The 15,216-nt window shown below is 67.4% G+C and carries 15 protein-coding genes; 7 read left to right on the forward strand and 8 right to left on the reverse strand.

The genetic code is table 11. The features are described 5' to 3' along the window. Positions 1–480: 480 nt before the first annotated feature. The 6 genes from EXE42_RS11470 to EXE42_RS11495 all read right to left on the reverse strand — a co-directional run bounded on the left by EXE42_RS11470 (position 481) and on the right by EXE42_RS11495 (position 5,177). Entirely contained in the window at positions 481–1,497 is a 1,017-nt protein-coding gene (locus EXE42_RS11470) for a presenilin family intramembrane aspartyl protease PSH (RefSeq protein WP_092921148.1), read from the reverse strand. Between the two features lie 750 nt (positions 1,498–2,247). Further along, positions 2,248–3,054: a nitrilase-related carbon-nitrogen hydrolase gene (locus tag EXE42_RS11475; protein WP_137694045.1), complete on the reverse strand. Its 807-nt coding sequence runs from the start codon at positions 3,052–3,054 to the stop codon at positions 2,248–2,250. Beyond that, complete coding sequence (locus tag EXE42_RS11480) at positions 3,051–3,482, reverse strand: CoxG family protein (RefSeq protein WP_092921146.1); 432 nt, start codon at positions 3,480–3,482, stop codon at positions 3,051–3,053. Before EXE42_RS11480 ends, EXE42_RS11475 begins: the two co-directional genes overlap by 4 nt. 91 nt (positions 3,483–3,573) lie before the next feature. After that, positions 3,574–3,801, reverse strand: coding sequence for a hypothetical protein (locus EXE42_RS11485; protein ID WP_092921145.1), 228 nt, complete (start codon positions 3,799–3,801; stop codon positions 3,574–3,576). Between the two features lie 73 nt (positions 3,802–3,874). Then, positions 3,875–4,057 (reverse strand): hypothetical protein, encoded by a 183-nt coding sequence (locus EXE42_RS11490; protein WP_092921144.1) that lies wholly within the window; start codon positions 4,055–4,057, stop codon positions 3,875–3,877. Positions 4,058–4,145: 88 nt separating this feature from the next. Beyond that, the gene (locus EXE42_RS11495) at positions 4,146–5,177 is read right to left on the reverse strand and encodes a phosphate uptake regulator PhoU (RefSeq protein ID WP_092921143.1); all 1,032 of its coding nucleotides are present in this window, start codon (positions 5,175–5,177) and stop codon (positions 4,146–4,148) included. A gap of 171 nt (positions 5,178–5,348) precedes the next feature. Between EXE42_RS11495 and EXE42_RS11500 the strand changes: the two genes are divergently transcribed. Beyond that, positions 5,349–5,708, forward strand: a complete 360-nt coding sequence (locus EXE42_RS11500) for a response regulator (protein ID WP_092921142.1) — start codon at positions 5,349–5,351, stop codon at positions 5,706–5,708. 24 nt (positions 5,709–5,732) lie between these two features. Here the strand turns inward: EXE42_RS11500 and EXE42_RS11505 are convergent, their stop codons facing one another. After that, positions 5,733–6,113, reverse strand: a complete 381-nt coding sequence (locus tag EXE42_RS11505) for a hypothetical protein (protein WP_092921141.1) — start codon at positions 6,111–6,113, stop codon at positions 5,733–5,735. A 181-nt stretch (positions 6,114–6,294) separates the two neighbouring features. Here EXE42_RS11505 and aglJ point away from each other — a divergent pair, with 181 nt between their 5' ends. The 6 genes from aglJ to EXE42_RS11535 all read left to right on the forward strand — a co-directional run bounded on the left by aglJ (position 6,295) and on the right by EXE42_RS11535 (position 14,214). Beyond that, a complete protein-coding gene (aglJ, locus tag EXE42_RS11510) occupies positions 6,295–7,251 on the forward strand; it encodes an S-layer glycoprotein N-glycosyltransferase AglJ (RefSeq protein ID WP_092921140.1) in 957 nt (318 codons plus the stop codon). Positions 7,252–7,675: 424 nt separating this feature from the next. Continuing rightward, positions 7,676–9,601, forward strand: coding sequence for an ABC transporter substrate-binding protein (locus EXE42_RS11515; protein WP_092921139.1), 1,926 nt, complete (start codon positions 7,676–7,678; stop codon positions 9,599–9,601). Between the two features lie 42 nt (positions 9,602–9,643). Further along, entirely contained in the window at positions 9,644–10,618 is a 975-nt protein-coding gene (locus EXE42_RS11520) for an ABC transporter permease (RefSeq protein ID WP_092921138.1), read from the forward strand. Between the two features lie 14 nt (positions 10,619–10,632). Next, on the forward strand, positions 10,633–11,817 hold the full coding sequence (locus EXE42_RS11525) for an ABC transporter permease (RefSeq protein ID WP_092921137.1): 1,185 nt from the start codon (positions 10,633–10,635) through the stop codon (positions 11,815–11,817). Further along, positions 11,817–12,887 (forward strand): ABC transporter ATP-binding protein, encoded by a 1,071-nt coding sequence (locus EXE42_RS11530; RefSeq protein WP_092921136.1) that lies wholly within the window; start codon positions 11,817–11,819, stop codon positions 12,885–12,887. The genes EXE42_RS11525 and EXE42_RS11530 overlap by 1 nt, the downstream gene beginning before the upstream one ends. After that, complete coding sequence (locus EXE42_RS11535; RefSeq protein ID WP_137694048.1) at positions 12,880–14,214, forward strand: ABC transporter ATP-binding protein; 1,335 nt, start codon at positions 12,880–12,882, stop codon at positions 14,212–14,214. The genes EXE42_RS11530 and EXE42_RS11535 overlap by 8 nt, the downstream gene beginning before the upstream one ends. 24 nt (positions 14,215–14,238) lie before the next feature. Here the strand turns inward: EXE42_RS11535 and EXE42_RS11540 are convergent, their stop codons facing one another. Then, entirely contained in the window at positions 14,239–15,000 is a 762-nt protein-coding gene (locus EXE42_RS11540) for a hypothetical protein (RefSeq protein WP_137706559.1), read from the reverse strand. Between the last annotated feature and the right edge of the window lie 216 nt (positions 15,001–15,216).

Below are 15,216 nucleotides of genomic sequence, written 5' to 3' on the forward strand. Positions count from 1 at the left end.
GCGGTGGCGCGTGCCTGCGAGGCCGCTCTGCGGCCGAGCAGCACGCGCGAGGGACGCCGCGAACGCCCGGAGGGCGTGAGCGGCGAGGTTGGGGAGGTGTGAGGCGCGGTTGCTGTGCGGTCAGGCGGGACTCGAAGGGGCAGCCGGGAGGGCGGCGCAGGCGTTCACGAGAGCGAAGCTCTCGTGAGCCAATCAGAACGCGAAGCGTTCTGATGACGACGTAAGCACCGCAGGGAGCGAACGGAGTGAGCGACTGAGGAGCGTGGTTCGAGAGAGCTTCGCTCTCTCGTCATCACGAGACGCCTTCGGCGTCTCGAACGACAGCGAGCGCGCGCCGCCCTCCCGGCTGGGGCTTTGGTGGTGTTCGTGGCGATCGGCAGTTTATAAACAATGTCGTCGTACAGTCTCGCGGCTGGGGCTTCGGGGGGTGTTCGTGACGCTCACTAGTTTATAAACAAATTATCGGACGCCCGAATCTATTTAAAAGAAGCCCGCGAGCCCCAGCGCTTCGATCAGCGGGATGCCGGCGACGAGCGAGCCGATCAGGTAGCCGCCGATCGCGCCGCCGTTTAAAAGTGGCAGGCCCGCGTGCGGGCGGCCCTGTATCACCCATCGCATGAGGACGAGCAGCCCCGCGAGGGTGCCGACCATCGCGAGCAGCGCAGGGAGGTTGACGCCGAGGAGCGGGACCGCGAGGTCGGCCGCCGGCGAGAACGTCGCCGCGCTCGCTATCAGCACCGTCGGGATGACGGCGTCGCCGAGGCCGATGAAGAAGGCGTCGCGGTCGCCGCCTTCGGTGGGTTCGGCGGCGTCGCTTCCGTCGTCGCACCCGTCGTCGATGTCGGAATCGGCACCGCTGTCGGGCTCCCCGTCCGTTTCCGCCTCCTCGCCCACCCCGGACGCCTCGTCGCTCGCCGACTCGCCGTCGAGCAGCGAGTACGACAGCGACAACGGGATCACCAACACGACGGGGATGTTCAGGTCCATCACGCCCTCCGCGAGCGACAGCATGTGCTCGGTGCCGTACACCGAGACCGCGTCGTAGACGGCGAGGACGGCGAGCAGAATGAGCGCCGGCAGCAGCCCGAACGAGATGCCGAACAGCCCGGCGGCGCCCGCGCCCATCAACATCCCGGCGACGTCGATCACGTACCACTCGGGGTGGACGAGCAGCCCGACGCCGACCGCGACCGCGGGGACGGCGGCCGCGAGCGGCGAGACGAGCGCGGAGAAGACGTACCACGAGAGCCACGCCGAGACGCCGACGATCAACAGCCGGATCGCCCCGTCGAAGTCGTACCGGAACGCCGCCAGCATCACGCCCGTCATCGCGACGATGGCGAGGACGTACAGCACGCTGTTCGCGGGGTTGTCGGGGTTCTCGACCGCCTGATAGCCGCTCGCGGCGAACTCGGGGACCAGCGCCAGCGCGCCCACCTGGACGACGAGGAACAGCCCGACCACGAAGGCGACGCCGCGGTACTCGCGGGGGAACATTCGACCGTCGGTTCGTCGGCCCGGGGTTTCGTCCTTGCGCTTCGGCCCCGCGCTCCGACGGCGGTCGCTGTCCGTGAAGCGAGGCACGTACCGAAAGGGGTTCGGGCTCGGTGTGGGAGCGGGTGGACCCGAACCCAAGCCGACGGACGACGGACGGTGGAAGCGAGTGGCCGACCGGCCCGCCCGGAACGGGGTGGGGCCAGTCGGATTCGTCCGCGGCGTTTGCTTCCTCCGCCGAGCGACGTAAGAACCTACCGGCCGAATTATCAGTAGAGATATTCGCGCGCGAAGGAGGCGAGTCCCGCCGCGTCGTCCCCGAATCGGTCCGGAGTTCGGTAGTGCGTCGTGGAGACAGCGACGGCTGCGTACATCGGAAGGGGACGCGACTGGGCGTCGGTGGAAGGGGAGAGAGGTGGAAGTGGGAAGGGGAGGCGGGCGAAAGGCGAAGCGGCGGCGAGAGGCGGCGGGCGGCGGGCCGGACAGCGGACCCCCAGGCTGTCCTCGGCGTCGCCGCCCGGGTGGTCGGGACGGGCGCGCGGATCGGTTAACGCCGAATCCCAACGAGAAAAGCGTCGGTCTTCGGCAAGCATCGGTACGTGCCTCAGGCGTATAAAGGTGTGAGATCCGGAGGCGCGAGATACGGACGCGCTTACCGACGGCGCGTGATGCCGGCGCCGGGCGGCGTTCGCGGAGGCGGGCGACGGGGTCACCGAGACCGCGAACCGGCAGCTTCCCGTACCAGACGCCGACTCAGCGGCGGTCGCGGAGCGCGGGGAACTCCTCGCGGACCGCCGCGACCCGCTCGGGGTCCACCGTCGCGGTCACGACCCCGGGTTCGTCGCCGACCGACGCGAGCGCGGTCCCCCAGGGGTCGTACACCGCGCTCCGGCCGCAGAGCGCGTCGTCGCCGAACCGGCCGCTCCCGTTGACGGCGGCGACGTACGTCAGGTTCTCGATGGCCCGCGCGCGGCCGAGCGTCCGCCAGTGTTCGATCCGCGGGTACGGCCACGCGCTCGGCACCAGCACGCACTCGACGCCCGCGTCGACCATCCCGCGGAACTGCTCCGGGAACCGGAGGTCGTAGCAGGTCGTCACCCCGACGGTGACGCCCCCGAGCTCGACCACCGGCGTCCGCTCGCCGGGGACCATCCGGTCCGTCTCCTCGGAGCCGTACCCGAACAGGTGGCGCTTCCGGTAGACGAGCCTGCGCTCGCCGTCCGCGTCGAACAACACGGCCGCGTTGGCGAGTCCGGACTCGGACGGCACGTCGAGCCCGTCGGCGGCCGACGCCGACAGGTCCTCGACGACCGTGCCGGCCAGCACCGCCACGTCGTGGTCGTCGGCCGCGGCCGCGAACCGGGCGAGCCGGTCGCCGGCGAGGCTCTCCGCGGCGCGGCCGTACGCGTCGAACGCGAAGTAGCCCACGTCGAACAGCTCGGGCAGGACGACCAGGTCGGCGCCGTCGGCCGCGGCCGCCCGGACGCGGTCGAGCGCCCGCTCGACGTTCTCCTCGACCTCGCCGCCTTCGACCGCCAGCTGGACGCCGGCGAGCCTCATGCGGGCGAGGCCAGCGACGCGCGGAGCGCGTCCTCCAAGTTGTCCAGTTCGGCGTCGAAGTTGCGCTTGAAGAAGGACTCGACGCCGGGGAGGCGCCCGTCGACGACGAACTCGTTCGCGAGCCGGCACCCGCCGTCGTCGGTCTCGGTGATCTCGTGTTCGCCGGTGACGCGGAACGCCCGCGACTTCCCGACGAACTTCACTCGGTTCGGGGGGTCGCGCTCCACGTCCTCCGTCTCGACGTCGATCGTGGAGCGGATCATCGGTATCGGTAGCGCGACGTGCCAGGTCGCGCTGCCGTCGTCGTGGACCTCGAAGGAGTCGACCACGCTGATGGCGTCCGCGCGCTGCTCCGCGTCCGAGATGAACGCCCACACGTCGGCCGGCGGCGCGTCGAACTCGAACGTCCGGGAGACTCGAACGGTCATACCTCCGTTTGGGGCTACGGGGGTTAAAAATGCGCGTCGGCGGAGTCGGGTGCGGGGAACGCGGCGACAGCGTCGGGGCCGGGTCGCGTCCTCAGCCGTCCGGCGTCACGCGCCAGGTCGTCGACTTGGCGCGGCCCCACTTCTCGATGTCGACGTCGTCCGACTTCTCGGCGAGCCGGGGGAGCCGCGAGCCCACCTGCTTCGCGGTGAGACCGATCGCGTCAGCGATCGTCTTCGAGCGAAGGTACCGCTCGCCACGGGTGACGCTGTCCGTGAGGTACGCGAGGATCCGCTGTTCCTCCTCGGTGTACTCGCTCATTGCCGGATATACGCGTCTGACATGCTTAACGGTTTCTCGTTTTTCACGACCGATCGGCCGGTCCGCGTCGCGATCAGTCGAACAGCTGGACCGCGCCGACGGCGAGCGTCGCGAAGACGAACGCGCCCGCGAACCCCCACGCCTTCCCCAGCTGCCCGGGGTACGCCGCCATCACAACGGCACCGACCAACGCGATGGCGCCGAGCGCGAGCGCGACGCCGACCTCCTTGTCCGACTCGATGGAACCCTCGCTCATACGAACCGCTTCGCGGGGGGCCACTTAGTTCATGCGAACCGCGCGACGCGGTCGGGCGCGAGCGACGAGCGCTGACGCCGCCACGGGGTCAGATGATCTCGACGTGTTCCGACGCCTCGTTGAGCGCGAGGTTCGCCGCGATCTCGGCGTTCCGCATGGCGTACTCCGCGGTGTGCTGGAGGCTGACGAGCACCTCGCGGGTCATGAGCAGCGTCTCGTTGTCCAGGTCGTTCGGCAGCTCGTCGAGGATCTCCTGTTCGCGGTCCTCCAGCCGCGAGAACAGGTCGCGGCACTCGACGGTGAGGTCGTAGTCGCGCTCGACGACGGCCCGGACCGCGAGCGCCGTCAGGTCGTCCACCTGATCGGTGAACTCGCGGATCTGTCGCATCGTCGCGCTGTCGACGTCGAGGGTGTGCCCCTCGGCTTCCATCACGATCTCGGCGATGTCCTCCGCGTTGTCGGCGGTGAGTTCGAGGTTCTTCGCGACCGAGCGGTAGCCGATCAGCGGGAACCCCTCCTCGAGGCCGACCGCGCGGGCGAGGTTCGGGTTCTGGTACGCGGTGAAGATGAGCCGGAGCAGGAGGACGAATATCTTGTTCGCCTGCCGCTCGCGGTTGAGCGCGCGCTGCGCGAGGTCGGGGTTACCGTGCGCGAGCGCCTTCACGCCCTCGCCCCGCATCGTCGACCCGGTGTTCTCCAGCCGTTCGAGCAGGTTGTCGAGGGTGAAGTCCTCGGGATCGACGGAACAGCGGATCGAGATGTCCTCCGGCGTCTCCTCGATGACGCCGAGGCCCATCAGCTGGGTCTCCGCCTTGTACACCGCGTTGATGTGTTCGCTGTCGAGCGCGCCCTCGCTGCGGACGTGGATCACGCGCCGTCCCAGCACGTACTGCGCCACGATCGCGCGCTCGAGCGAGCGCGCGTCGAGCCCGTCCGCGTGGATCACCGCCTCCGACTCCTCCGTGCTCACCGACTCGGGAAGCACCGTGAGCGTCCCCTTGCCGCCCATCCGCAGCGACACCTCGTCGCCCTTGTTCACGCCGTGTTCCTGCGCCCACTCGGCCGGGAGGGTCATCGCCAGCGTCGACGGCCCCAACCGCTGGACCTTCCGCGTTTCCATACGCGATCGTATCGCGGGATAGACCTTAACCTTGTTCCCATGTTCATTATATGTTTTATCGGATATACAAGGGATACCCGCCTGCCGACGCCGGGCGGAGGCCGACCGGACGGAGCGGTCGCCGCGCCGAGCGATCCGCGCGCTTATGTCGGTCAGACCGGGACGATCGGTATGACCGAGCGGGTACTCGTCGTCGACGACTCCTCCTTCCAGCGGACCGTCGTGCGGGACGCGCTGGAGGACCGATTCGAGGTCGTCGACGAGGCGGAACACGGCGCGGAGGCGGTCGAGCTCTTCGAGGCGTACGAGCCGGACGCGGTGTCGATGGACGTCGTGATGCCGGAGATGACCGGTATCGAGGCGACCGCCGCGATCAAGGAGCGCTGGCCCGGCGCGGTGATCGTGATGTGTACGAGCGTCGACCAGCAGGAGAAGATGATGGAGGCGGTGAAGGCGGGCGCCGACGGCTACGTGACGAAGCCGGTCGACGCCGCGGAGCTGGTCAGCGAGTTCGAGAGCCACCTCGGGTAGCTTCCGGGCCGCGTCGGCGCGGGGTCAGGCCGGGTCGAACAGCCGGAGGATCGAGGCGAGCGCGCTCGCCAGCTCCTCGAACCGGTCCATCTCCATCGAGTCCGTGGTCACCCACGTCCCGTGATCGTTGGCGATCACCCGCGTGAGGTACCCGTTCTCGAACACCCGAACGGTAAACAGGTAGTCGCCGAGCTGGGTGTCGGCGTACATCGACTGCGCGTGGAACCCGTGGCGCTCGTTCTCCGCGAAGCCGACCAGGTCGGCGGTCCGGCTCAGGTCGCTGCGGAGGTACAGCTGCTCGACGTCGTCCCGAGTGAAGTACGTGAGGCTCCGCAGCTCATCCCCCGTCGCCGTGCGGGCGGCGCTGAGCAGTTCGTCGACGCGTTCGTCCGGTGGGTGGGACATACAACCATGATCAATACTCACGTACATGAGCGTGTGGGTGGCCGCAGCGACGCGGCCGCCAGCGCCGAAGGCGATGTACGCCCGACGTTCGCCCCGAAGACGGGGTGGGTACCGAGCGAGGCCGAACCGGCGTCGACGGGGAGGGACAGAGTTTACCGACTCCCCCGTGATCGCTCGTCTGATGACCGACCACGACGACGTCTGCGTCCTGTTGCCGACGATGAACGAGGCCGAGACGGTCGCACGCGTCGTCAATGATTTCCGCGACGTCGGGTTCGAGAACGTCCTCGTGATCGACGGCGGCTCGACGGACGAGACGCAGTCGATCGCCCGCGAATCCGGCGCTCGCGTCGTCGAACAGTCGGGACGGGGGAAGGGGCAGGCCGTCAGGGAGGGGGTTCGCGACCACGTCGAGGCGCCGTACGTCCTGATGGCCGACGCCGACGCCACCTACGACGCCGACGACGCGGCCGCGATGCTCGAACCGCTCTTCGCCGGCGAGGCCGACCACGTTATCGGGAACCGGTTCGCCGACATGCGTCCGGGCGCGATGAGCCGCCTCAACCGGATCGGGAACCGCCTGATCAACGCCGCGTTCCGAGCGATCCACCGAAACAGCTACCGGGATATCCTCTCCGGGTACCGCGCGTTCACCCGCGAGTCGTTCGAGCGGCTTCACCTCACCGCCGACGGGTTCGGCATCGAGACAGAGATGGCCGTCGAGTGCGTCAAGAACCGCGTCTCGGTCGAGGTGGTGCCGATCACGTACCGGGAACGCCCCGGCGGGTCCGCGACGAACCTCCATCCGATCCGCGACGGCGGCGTGATATTCCTGGAGCTGTACCGGAAGGCGAAGACGAACAACCCGCTGTTCTACTTCGGGAGCGTCGGCGTGGCGTCGACCGCGGCGGGGCTTGCGTTGGGGGCGTTCGTCCTCTACCGATACCTCGCGTTCGGGATCAGTCACGAAATAATCGCCGTCGGTGCGGTCGGCGCGACCATTCTCGGGATCCAACTGCTCGTGTTCGGCGTGCTCGCGGACATGATCTACTCGCTTCACCGCGAGCAGATCGTGCGGTACGACCGGGCGATCAGCGACGAGGCGGTGACGGAGTCGTCCGCCGACGACGGCGAGTAAAGGGGAGAACCGAGAGTGAACTGGAGAACCGAGCGGGGCCGTCGTGCGGGCGAGCGGAGCGGAACTACTCCACCGACGGCGTCACCGCCCCTGACCGGCCCGGCGAACGAGTGAAACGTCGATCGACGCGATCGGGCGCAGCGAAAAGCGGTGGGATAGTCGGGGACGAGTCACGTGCGATCCCGGGAGCGGTCCGTGGGTCGTATCGAAGCGGTTCGTACGTCGGACTGGACGGCGGTTAGCAGTATAGAAGTTAAATCTAGGCAGAAATATCGGGAAAAATCTCAGATACACGAAGAGACGCGTACATAGAGTGCGAATTCACCTTCTAATAAGAGGACTGTCAAGACGAATGTAAGATGAACGTCCCTGACAACTGTCCCGAAGTCTGAAGTTTTTTATACACACGCTCGTACTACACGGTATGCCACGGCGAAACATTGAGGATCGTGATGATTCCCGGCATATCGACCGGCGAGAATGGCTCTCTGCGCTCGGCCTCGCCGGCGCGGTAACGCTCGCCGGCTGTTCCGGAAACGGCGGGGGCGGCTCCGGGTCCGGCGGCGGCAACGGCTCCGACGGAATGAACGGCTCCGAGGGCGGCTCCGGCAGCGGGGGTAACCAGCTCGAACTCCCCGACTTCCCGAAGTTCGGTGTGGACCCCCTCTACGGTCGTGACGTCGCGCACACGCTGGCTGAGCGCGCTTTCGAGCAGTCGGAGTACGACTACAGCTTCGACGGGGACACGATGGTCAACCCCGACGGAGACCAGGTTGAGATCAACATCTACCACAGCACGGGGCAGGAGACCTCGCAGCTGACGGCCAACTTCATCGCGCAGGAACTCGGCCAGAACCTCGGAATCAACGTTATCGTCGAGGCCATCGACGGCACGCGGTTCAACAACGAGTACTGGACCGCCGAGCCCCAAGGGGGGACCGACACGGTCGACGGCGAGGAGGTCACGTGGGAGAACCCGACGCCGACGAACCCCGGCCCGCAGTCGGTCACGAGCAACCAGGCGTGGGACATGTCCATCGTGTTCGGGCTGAACACCTACCCGCTTAACCCGCTCACGAACTCGGCGTTCTTCGACGGCGCCACCGCGTTCTACAACCCGGTCGGCTACTACCCGCAGTTCGACGCGCAGGAGCTCTTCGATCAGGCGCAACAGGCGTCGAGCGTGGAAGAGCTCCAGCAGGCGTTCGTCGATATCTTCGAGAACATCGCCTACGAGCAGCCGTACATCACCCTGCTGTTCAGCGACGACCTCGTCGGCTACAACCCCGAGCTCGAGGGGCCGATCGAGAACTTCTCGAACGGCTGGGACCTGCCCGCGTGGTACGAGGGCGAGCCGGAGGTCAGCGGCTCCTACGACACGGTCACCTCGGCGCGGTTCACCACCCTGAACCCGCTGTTTAACACCGAGAACGGCGCCGGGACCGCGATCGCCCGCGCGCTCGACCAGGGGTACACGTTCGACGAGAACCAGGACGTCTTCCCGCTGCTGTACGACATGTCCACCGAGGACGGCGAGGTGTGGACGTTCGACGTGCGGGAGAACCTCCAGTTCAGCGAGCCGTACGGACAGGTCACCGCCGAGGACTTCGTCTACCTTATCCAGGAGCTCCACCAGGCAGACTGGGCGCCCACCGCGGCGTCGACCAGCTGGGACGGCGTCACCGTCGAGCAGACGGGCGAGTTCCAGTTCGAGGCGACGCTCGAGTCCCCGAACATCCTGTGGCCCAAGACGTACGACCCGCTCCTGTACCCGATCCCGAAGGACCTTCTCCAGCCGTACGTCGAGGAGGAGGACGTCCAGGGTCTCGAGCAGGACGAGGAGCTGCTCGAACTCCAGTTCGCCGGGAACCTCGGCGCGTTCGAGCTCACGGCGTGGAACCGCGGCTCCGGAACGGAGTACACCCGTAACGACGAGTACTACCTCCGCGACATCGACGAGGGGCCCGACCTGTTCTCGGAGGGGCCGTACTTCGAGTCCGCCTCGATCAGCGTCGTTCGGGAGCAGGCCTCCCGCCTCGGTGCGCTCAGGACCGGCGAGGCCGACGCGGCCGCGATTCCGCCGGAGCAGTACGAGTCGTACCAAGAGAACGAGAACGTCGACGTCCTTCAGGTCCCGACACCGTACAACACGATCATCTCCGTGAACCAGCGCGCGAACGGCTGGAGCGCCGGTCCGGGGAACCTCTTCCAGCTGGTCCCGTTCCGCCAGGCGATGGCGGCGGCGATCAGCAAGCAGGACCTCATCCAAGGCGTCTACCGCGGGCTCGCGTCGCCGCACTTCACGTGGCAGCCCCGCTGGTCCCAGTTCTACCCGTCGACGGACGAGTAAGCCCGAATCACCCCGTTTTCACCTCACCAGTTTAGACATCACATGGGATTTGGAAGATACGTTAGCGCTCGGGTCCTCTGGGCGGCAGTGGTATCGCTCATCATCGTCACGGTCACGTTCCTGCTGCTCTCGGCCGCCCCGAACCCGGCCGTCCGGCGGGCGGCGACGCAGGCGGCGCTCCAGGGGGGCGACCCGGCGGAGGCCGCCGAGCGGGTCCGCGAGCTGCGCGGGCTCGACGAGCCGCTGTACGTCAGGTACATGGACTTCCTCCGGAACGTCTACACGCTCGACTGGGGCTGGTCGGTGAGCACCAGTATGCCCGTGACCGAGGCGGTCACGAACGCGCTGTACTACACCGCGCAGTACTCGATCCCCTGGACGATCCTCACGATCATCCTCGGGCCGCTCGTCGGCGTCTACTCCGCAGCGAACATGTACAGCTGGAAGGACCACGCGGCGACCGGGTTCGCCTTCTTCGGCTACGCCATCCCGAACTTCTTCTTCGGGATCATCCTGCTGTTGATCTTCGGGGTGTGGCTGGAGTGGATACCGGTCATCTACAAGCCGGAGGTTCCGGTGTTCAGCGTTCAGAACGCGATCCAGCTGACGCTGCCGGTGTTCGTGCTGGTCACCGGATCGATCGGCGCCGTCATGCGGGTCTCCCGGAACGAGTCCGCGGAGTTCCAGAACGCCGACTTCATGAAGACGGCGAAGGCGAAGGGAGTATCACCGCTCCGCGCGTACGCCTACCACGTCATGCGGCCGACGCTCGTCCCGCTTTCGACGACCCTCGTCGGACAGCTCCTCGCGCTGTTCCTCGGCGCGTCGCTGCTCGTCGAGGTCGTGTTCGGTATCCCCGGGCTCGGACGGTTGACGTACAACGCGCTGATCCAACAGGACACGAACCTCGTATTGGGGACGACGCTGTTCTTCACGTTCGTCGCCGTCATCGGGAACCTCATCGAGGACCTCGTGTTCACCGTGCTCGACCCGCGGATCAGCTACGATGACAGGTAACACAACGGAGAACAATGGCTACTGAGAAATCCGAACGATTCGATCAAGTCGACTGGAACGACCTCTCGCGGTCGGGGCGGTTCGACCTGTCCGTCAACTCGCTCGGGATGCTGCTGACGACGATCCCGCTCGCGCTGCTCGGCGTGTACGACTGGCAGTTCCTCGGTGAGCGGACTCCGACGTTCGAGTTTATCGGCCTCGAGCAGAATCTGGAGACGCTCGACTTCTTTTTCATCTTCACGCTGTTCTTAGCGTTCTGGTACCTCGTCTTACCGCTGTACCAGAACCCGCGGATGACGCGGTACTACTGGAAGGAGTTCAGGCGCAACCGGCCGGCGGTCGTGAGCCTCGGCTGGCTCGGCGTCGTGTTCGTCGGCGGCATCGTCGGACCGCTGATCCTGAACGCGCCACAGCAGGACCTCCTCATCGCCTACCAGCCGCCGGTGTTCACCTCCGTCGCGGACACGACGCCGGCGACCTGCGTCGGCGAGGTGATGAACGGTCGGTGTTACGGGACCTGGCAACATCCGCTCGGAACCACGGGGGGCGGGAAGGACGTGTTCACGATGATCGTCTACGGGATGACGATCAGCATGCAGATCGGGTTCATCACGACGACCATCGTCGCCACGATCGGGATCACGTTCGGCACGCTGAGCGCGTACTCGGGCGGCTGGGTCGACGAGATCATGATGCGGTTCGTCGACATCATCCTCTCGTTCCCGACGTTCCTGATGTTCCTGCTCATCCTCTACATCTACGGCGCGGGGCTGGGCATGTTCATCGTGGTCTTCTCGCTGTTCGCCTGGGGCGGCACCGCCCGGTACATCCGGAGCAAGTCGCTGTCCATCTCCGAAGAGGAGTTCATCAAGGCGAGCCGCATCAGCGGCGCGAGCACGTATCAGGTGATCCGCGGGCACGTCGTGCCGAACGCGGCGAGCAGCATCATCACGCAGCTCACGCTGCTCATCCCCGGCTTCCTGCTCGCGGAGGCGCAGCTCGCGTTCCTCGGGGTCGGCGACTCGACGGTTCCCTCTTGGGGACAGCTCATCGCCACCGGCCGGAGCGACCTCTCGTTCGCCCCGTGGATCGTGTTAGCGCCCGGTATCGTGCTGTTCCTGACCATCCTCGCGTTCAACTTCCTCGGCGACGCGCTGTTGGACGCGTTGAACCCCGAAGCGGAGGCCGAGAACGGATAATGTCTGCCGATCAACCACTACTCGAGGTCGAGAACCTCACGACGACGTTCAGCACCGACAACGGAACCCTCACCGCGGTCGACGGGATCGACTTCAGCGTCGACACCGGCGAGACCGTCTGTATCGTCGGCGAGTCGGGGTCCGGCAAGACGGTCGCGACGGAGTCGATCACCAGGATCATCAACACGCCGCCGGGCGAGATCGAGGGGACCGTCCGGTACAAGGGGCGCGACCTGCTGTCGCTCCCCGAGTCGGAGCTCCGGCAGATTCGGGGCAACGATATCGCGCACATCTTCCAGAACCCGCAGGAGGCGATGAACCACTGCTACACCGTCGGGTGGCAGATCGTCGAGGCGCTTCAGATCCATCAGGACGTCTCCGACGACGAGGCCCGCGCGAGGGCGGTCGACCTCATGGACCGCGTCGGGATCGCGAACGCGAGTTCGCGCTTCGACGACTATCCCCACGAGTTCTCCGGCGGACAGAAACAGCGCGTGATGATCGCGATGGCACTCGTCGGTGACCCGGACCTGCTCATCGCCGACGAGCCGACGACCGCGCTCGACGTGACGGTTCAAGCGCAGATCCTGAAGCTCCTCGACGACCTCCAGGAGGAGTTCGAGATGGGAATCCTGTTCGTCACGCACGACCTCGGCGTCGTCGCGGAGATCGCCGACCGGATCGTCGTGATGTACGCCGGGAAGGTGATGGAGCGGGGCGGCGTGCTCGACATCTTCGATCACCCCGGGCATCCGTACACCCAACAGCTGTTGGAGTGTCTCCCGGAGTTCGGCGGGACCGGCGGCGGGATCTCGGGAACCCTCCCGGACCCCTACGACCCGCCGGAGGGGTGCCGGTTCGCGCCGCGGTGCGAGTACGCCGAGGAGGCGTGCCGCACGGGCGAACAGCCCGAGGAGGTGGAGGTAGCGCCGGGCCAACGCGTCTCCTGTGTCCACTACGGCCCGGGCGGAAACCCCTCGATCGTCCGGAACGACGAGTTCGGGCCGATCGACGGGGACGGAACCGCGCCGACCGACGGCGAAAGCGAGGTGGGGCCCGCGGATGACTGAGCCGCTGTTGTCGGTCCGCGACCTGGAGAAGCACTATCCGATCCGGAAGGGTATCTTCAACCGGCAGGTCGGCGCCGCCCGCGCCGTCGACGGGATCAGCTTCGACATCGCGGAGGGCGAGACCCTCGGGCTCGTCGGCGAGTCCGGCTGCGGGAAGTCGACCGCGGCGAGTTCGGTCATCCACTTGGAGGAGCCGACCTCGGGAGAGGTCATCTTCAACGGGAACGGTCGCGAGGGCGCGACGCGGAACTCCGACGGGACGCATCCCAACGACGTGACGAAGTTCGACGACGACGAGCTGATGGAGTTCCGGCGGGGCGCACAGATGATATTCCAGGACCCGTCATCCAGCTTCGACCCGCGGATGTCGGTCGGGAACGCGGTCGGTGAACTCCTCAAGGTCCACGGCATGAACGACCGCCACCGACGACGTGCGATCGTCGAGGACCTACTCGAACGCGTCGGGCTCTCGGCGAGCGACTTCGACCGGTATCCCCACGAGTTCTCCGGCGGCCAGAAGCAGCGGATCGCGCTGGCCCGGGCGCTCGTGTTGAATCCGGACCTCATCATCGCCGACGAACCGGTGAGCGCCCTCGACGTCTCCATCCAGGCGGAGATCCTCTCGCTGATCAACGACCTCCAAGAGGAGTTCGGACTGTCGTTGCTGTTCATCAGCCACGACATGTCCGTAATCCGGCAGGTCTGCGACCGCGTGGCCGTGATGTACCTCGGCGAGATCGTCGAGATCGGGCCGGTCGAGGAGATCTTCACGAACCCGCAGCACCCCTACACCGAGGCGCTGCTATCGTCGATACCGACGCCGGACCCGCGGTCGAAAGTCGGCGGTATCGAGCTGAAAGGCACCGTGCCGAGCCCGACGAACCCGCCGAGCGGCTGTCGGTTCCACACGCGGTGTCACAAGGTGATCCAGCCGGAGGGCGTCGACATCGACCAGGAGGACTGGCGGGGGTTGTTGAACCTCCGCGACAACGTCGCCGCGGGCGAAGTCGACGTCGAACAGATCCGCGAGAACCTCGCGGCCGGCGGAACGGAACCGACGGAATCGGCGGTCAGCGAGGAGATCCGCCACGAGTTCGACATCGGCGAGACGGTCGACGACCCCGACCTCGAACGGACGCTCTCGGAGGCGATCGAACACCTGTTCGAGGACGACGCCGAGCGAGCGGGGGAAGTCCTCGCAGACGCGATCAGGACGCCCTGCGCCGAGACCGTCCCCGAACGGACGGTTCACGCCCCCGACCACGAGTCCGCCTGCCTGCGACACGGAGAGCGAGTGCCGGCGGAGCCGAACCCCGCGGACGACTGATTCGGGAGTCCGAATCGGGGACGGTCATTCGGCCGCCGACGCGAGCGACGCCGGATCGACGCATCGCGGCTCTGGTACGGCCACATCCGCCGGAGCCACCGCCACGTCGCCGCGGGGTTCGTCGGCGTCGTCGTCCGCCTCGCCGTCGGCGCGCGGCGACGCGAGCACGGCGGTCCCACCGACGGAGAGCGGAGCGACGAGGCCGGCCGCGACGGCCGGGGGGTCCGAGAAGGGTCGACGGAGAACCACGCGCGTCCCCTCGTTCAGCCGGGCCTCCTCGACGGCGGCCGCGGCGAGCGAACACAGCTCGCGGTGGCTGAATTCCCGGTTCGGTCCGACGATGGCGGCGTCCGCGGGACCGACCTCGCTCGGTGGCGTCCCCGGGTTCTCGCTCCACAGCTCCTGCTCCCAGTGCGTGGTGTCGGCCCGCTCCGGCGATCCGCCGAACGCGGCGAGGTTCGTACCCGGTGCCGGATCGAGGTCGGCCGCGGTTGCGACCGGCGCGAGCACGACGCGGTCGCCCGCCTCGATCCCCGCTTCCGGGTCGAACCGGACCGGCGCGCCGACGGCGGCCGCGCCGAGGAACGCGAGCGTCGTGTGGAACCCCGGCGTCGGGTCGACGGCGACGGTCGCACCCCCCCGGACGCCGAGGTACCGGAGCACGTTCGCCGCCTTGTAGCCGTTCGTGATCAGGTCGTGATAGGTTCGCTCCCGTCCGTCCGGCGTACCGAGCGCCGTGTCCCGGGTACGCCGGTCGCGCGCGAGGAGGTCGCCGACGAGATCCATACGAGTCCCTCGTGGCGGACAAGCCTTAACGCTGCGGCGTCGGCCGGCGGAGCTGCGGCCGAACGCGGTCGAGTCGACGCCGGCGTCAGGGTGCGCCGGCGATGACGATCATTGAGCCGGCGTCAGGGTGCGCCGGCGATGACGATCATCGAGCCGGCGTCAGGGTGCGCCGGCGATGACGATCATCGAGCCGGCGTCAGGGTGCGCCGGCGATGA

This window comes from Halorubrum sp. SP3 (genome assembly GCF_005435195.1).
Taxonomy (GTDB): Archaea; Halobacteriota; Halobacteria; order Halobacteriales; family Haloferacaceae; genus Halorubrum; species Halorubrum sodomense.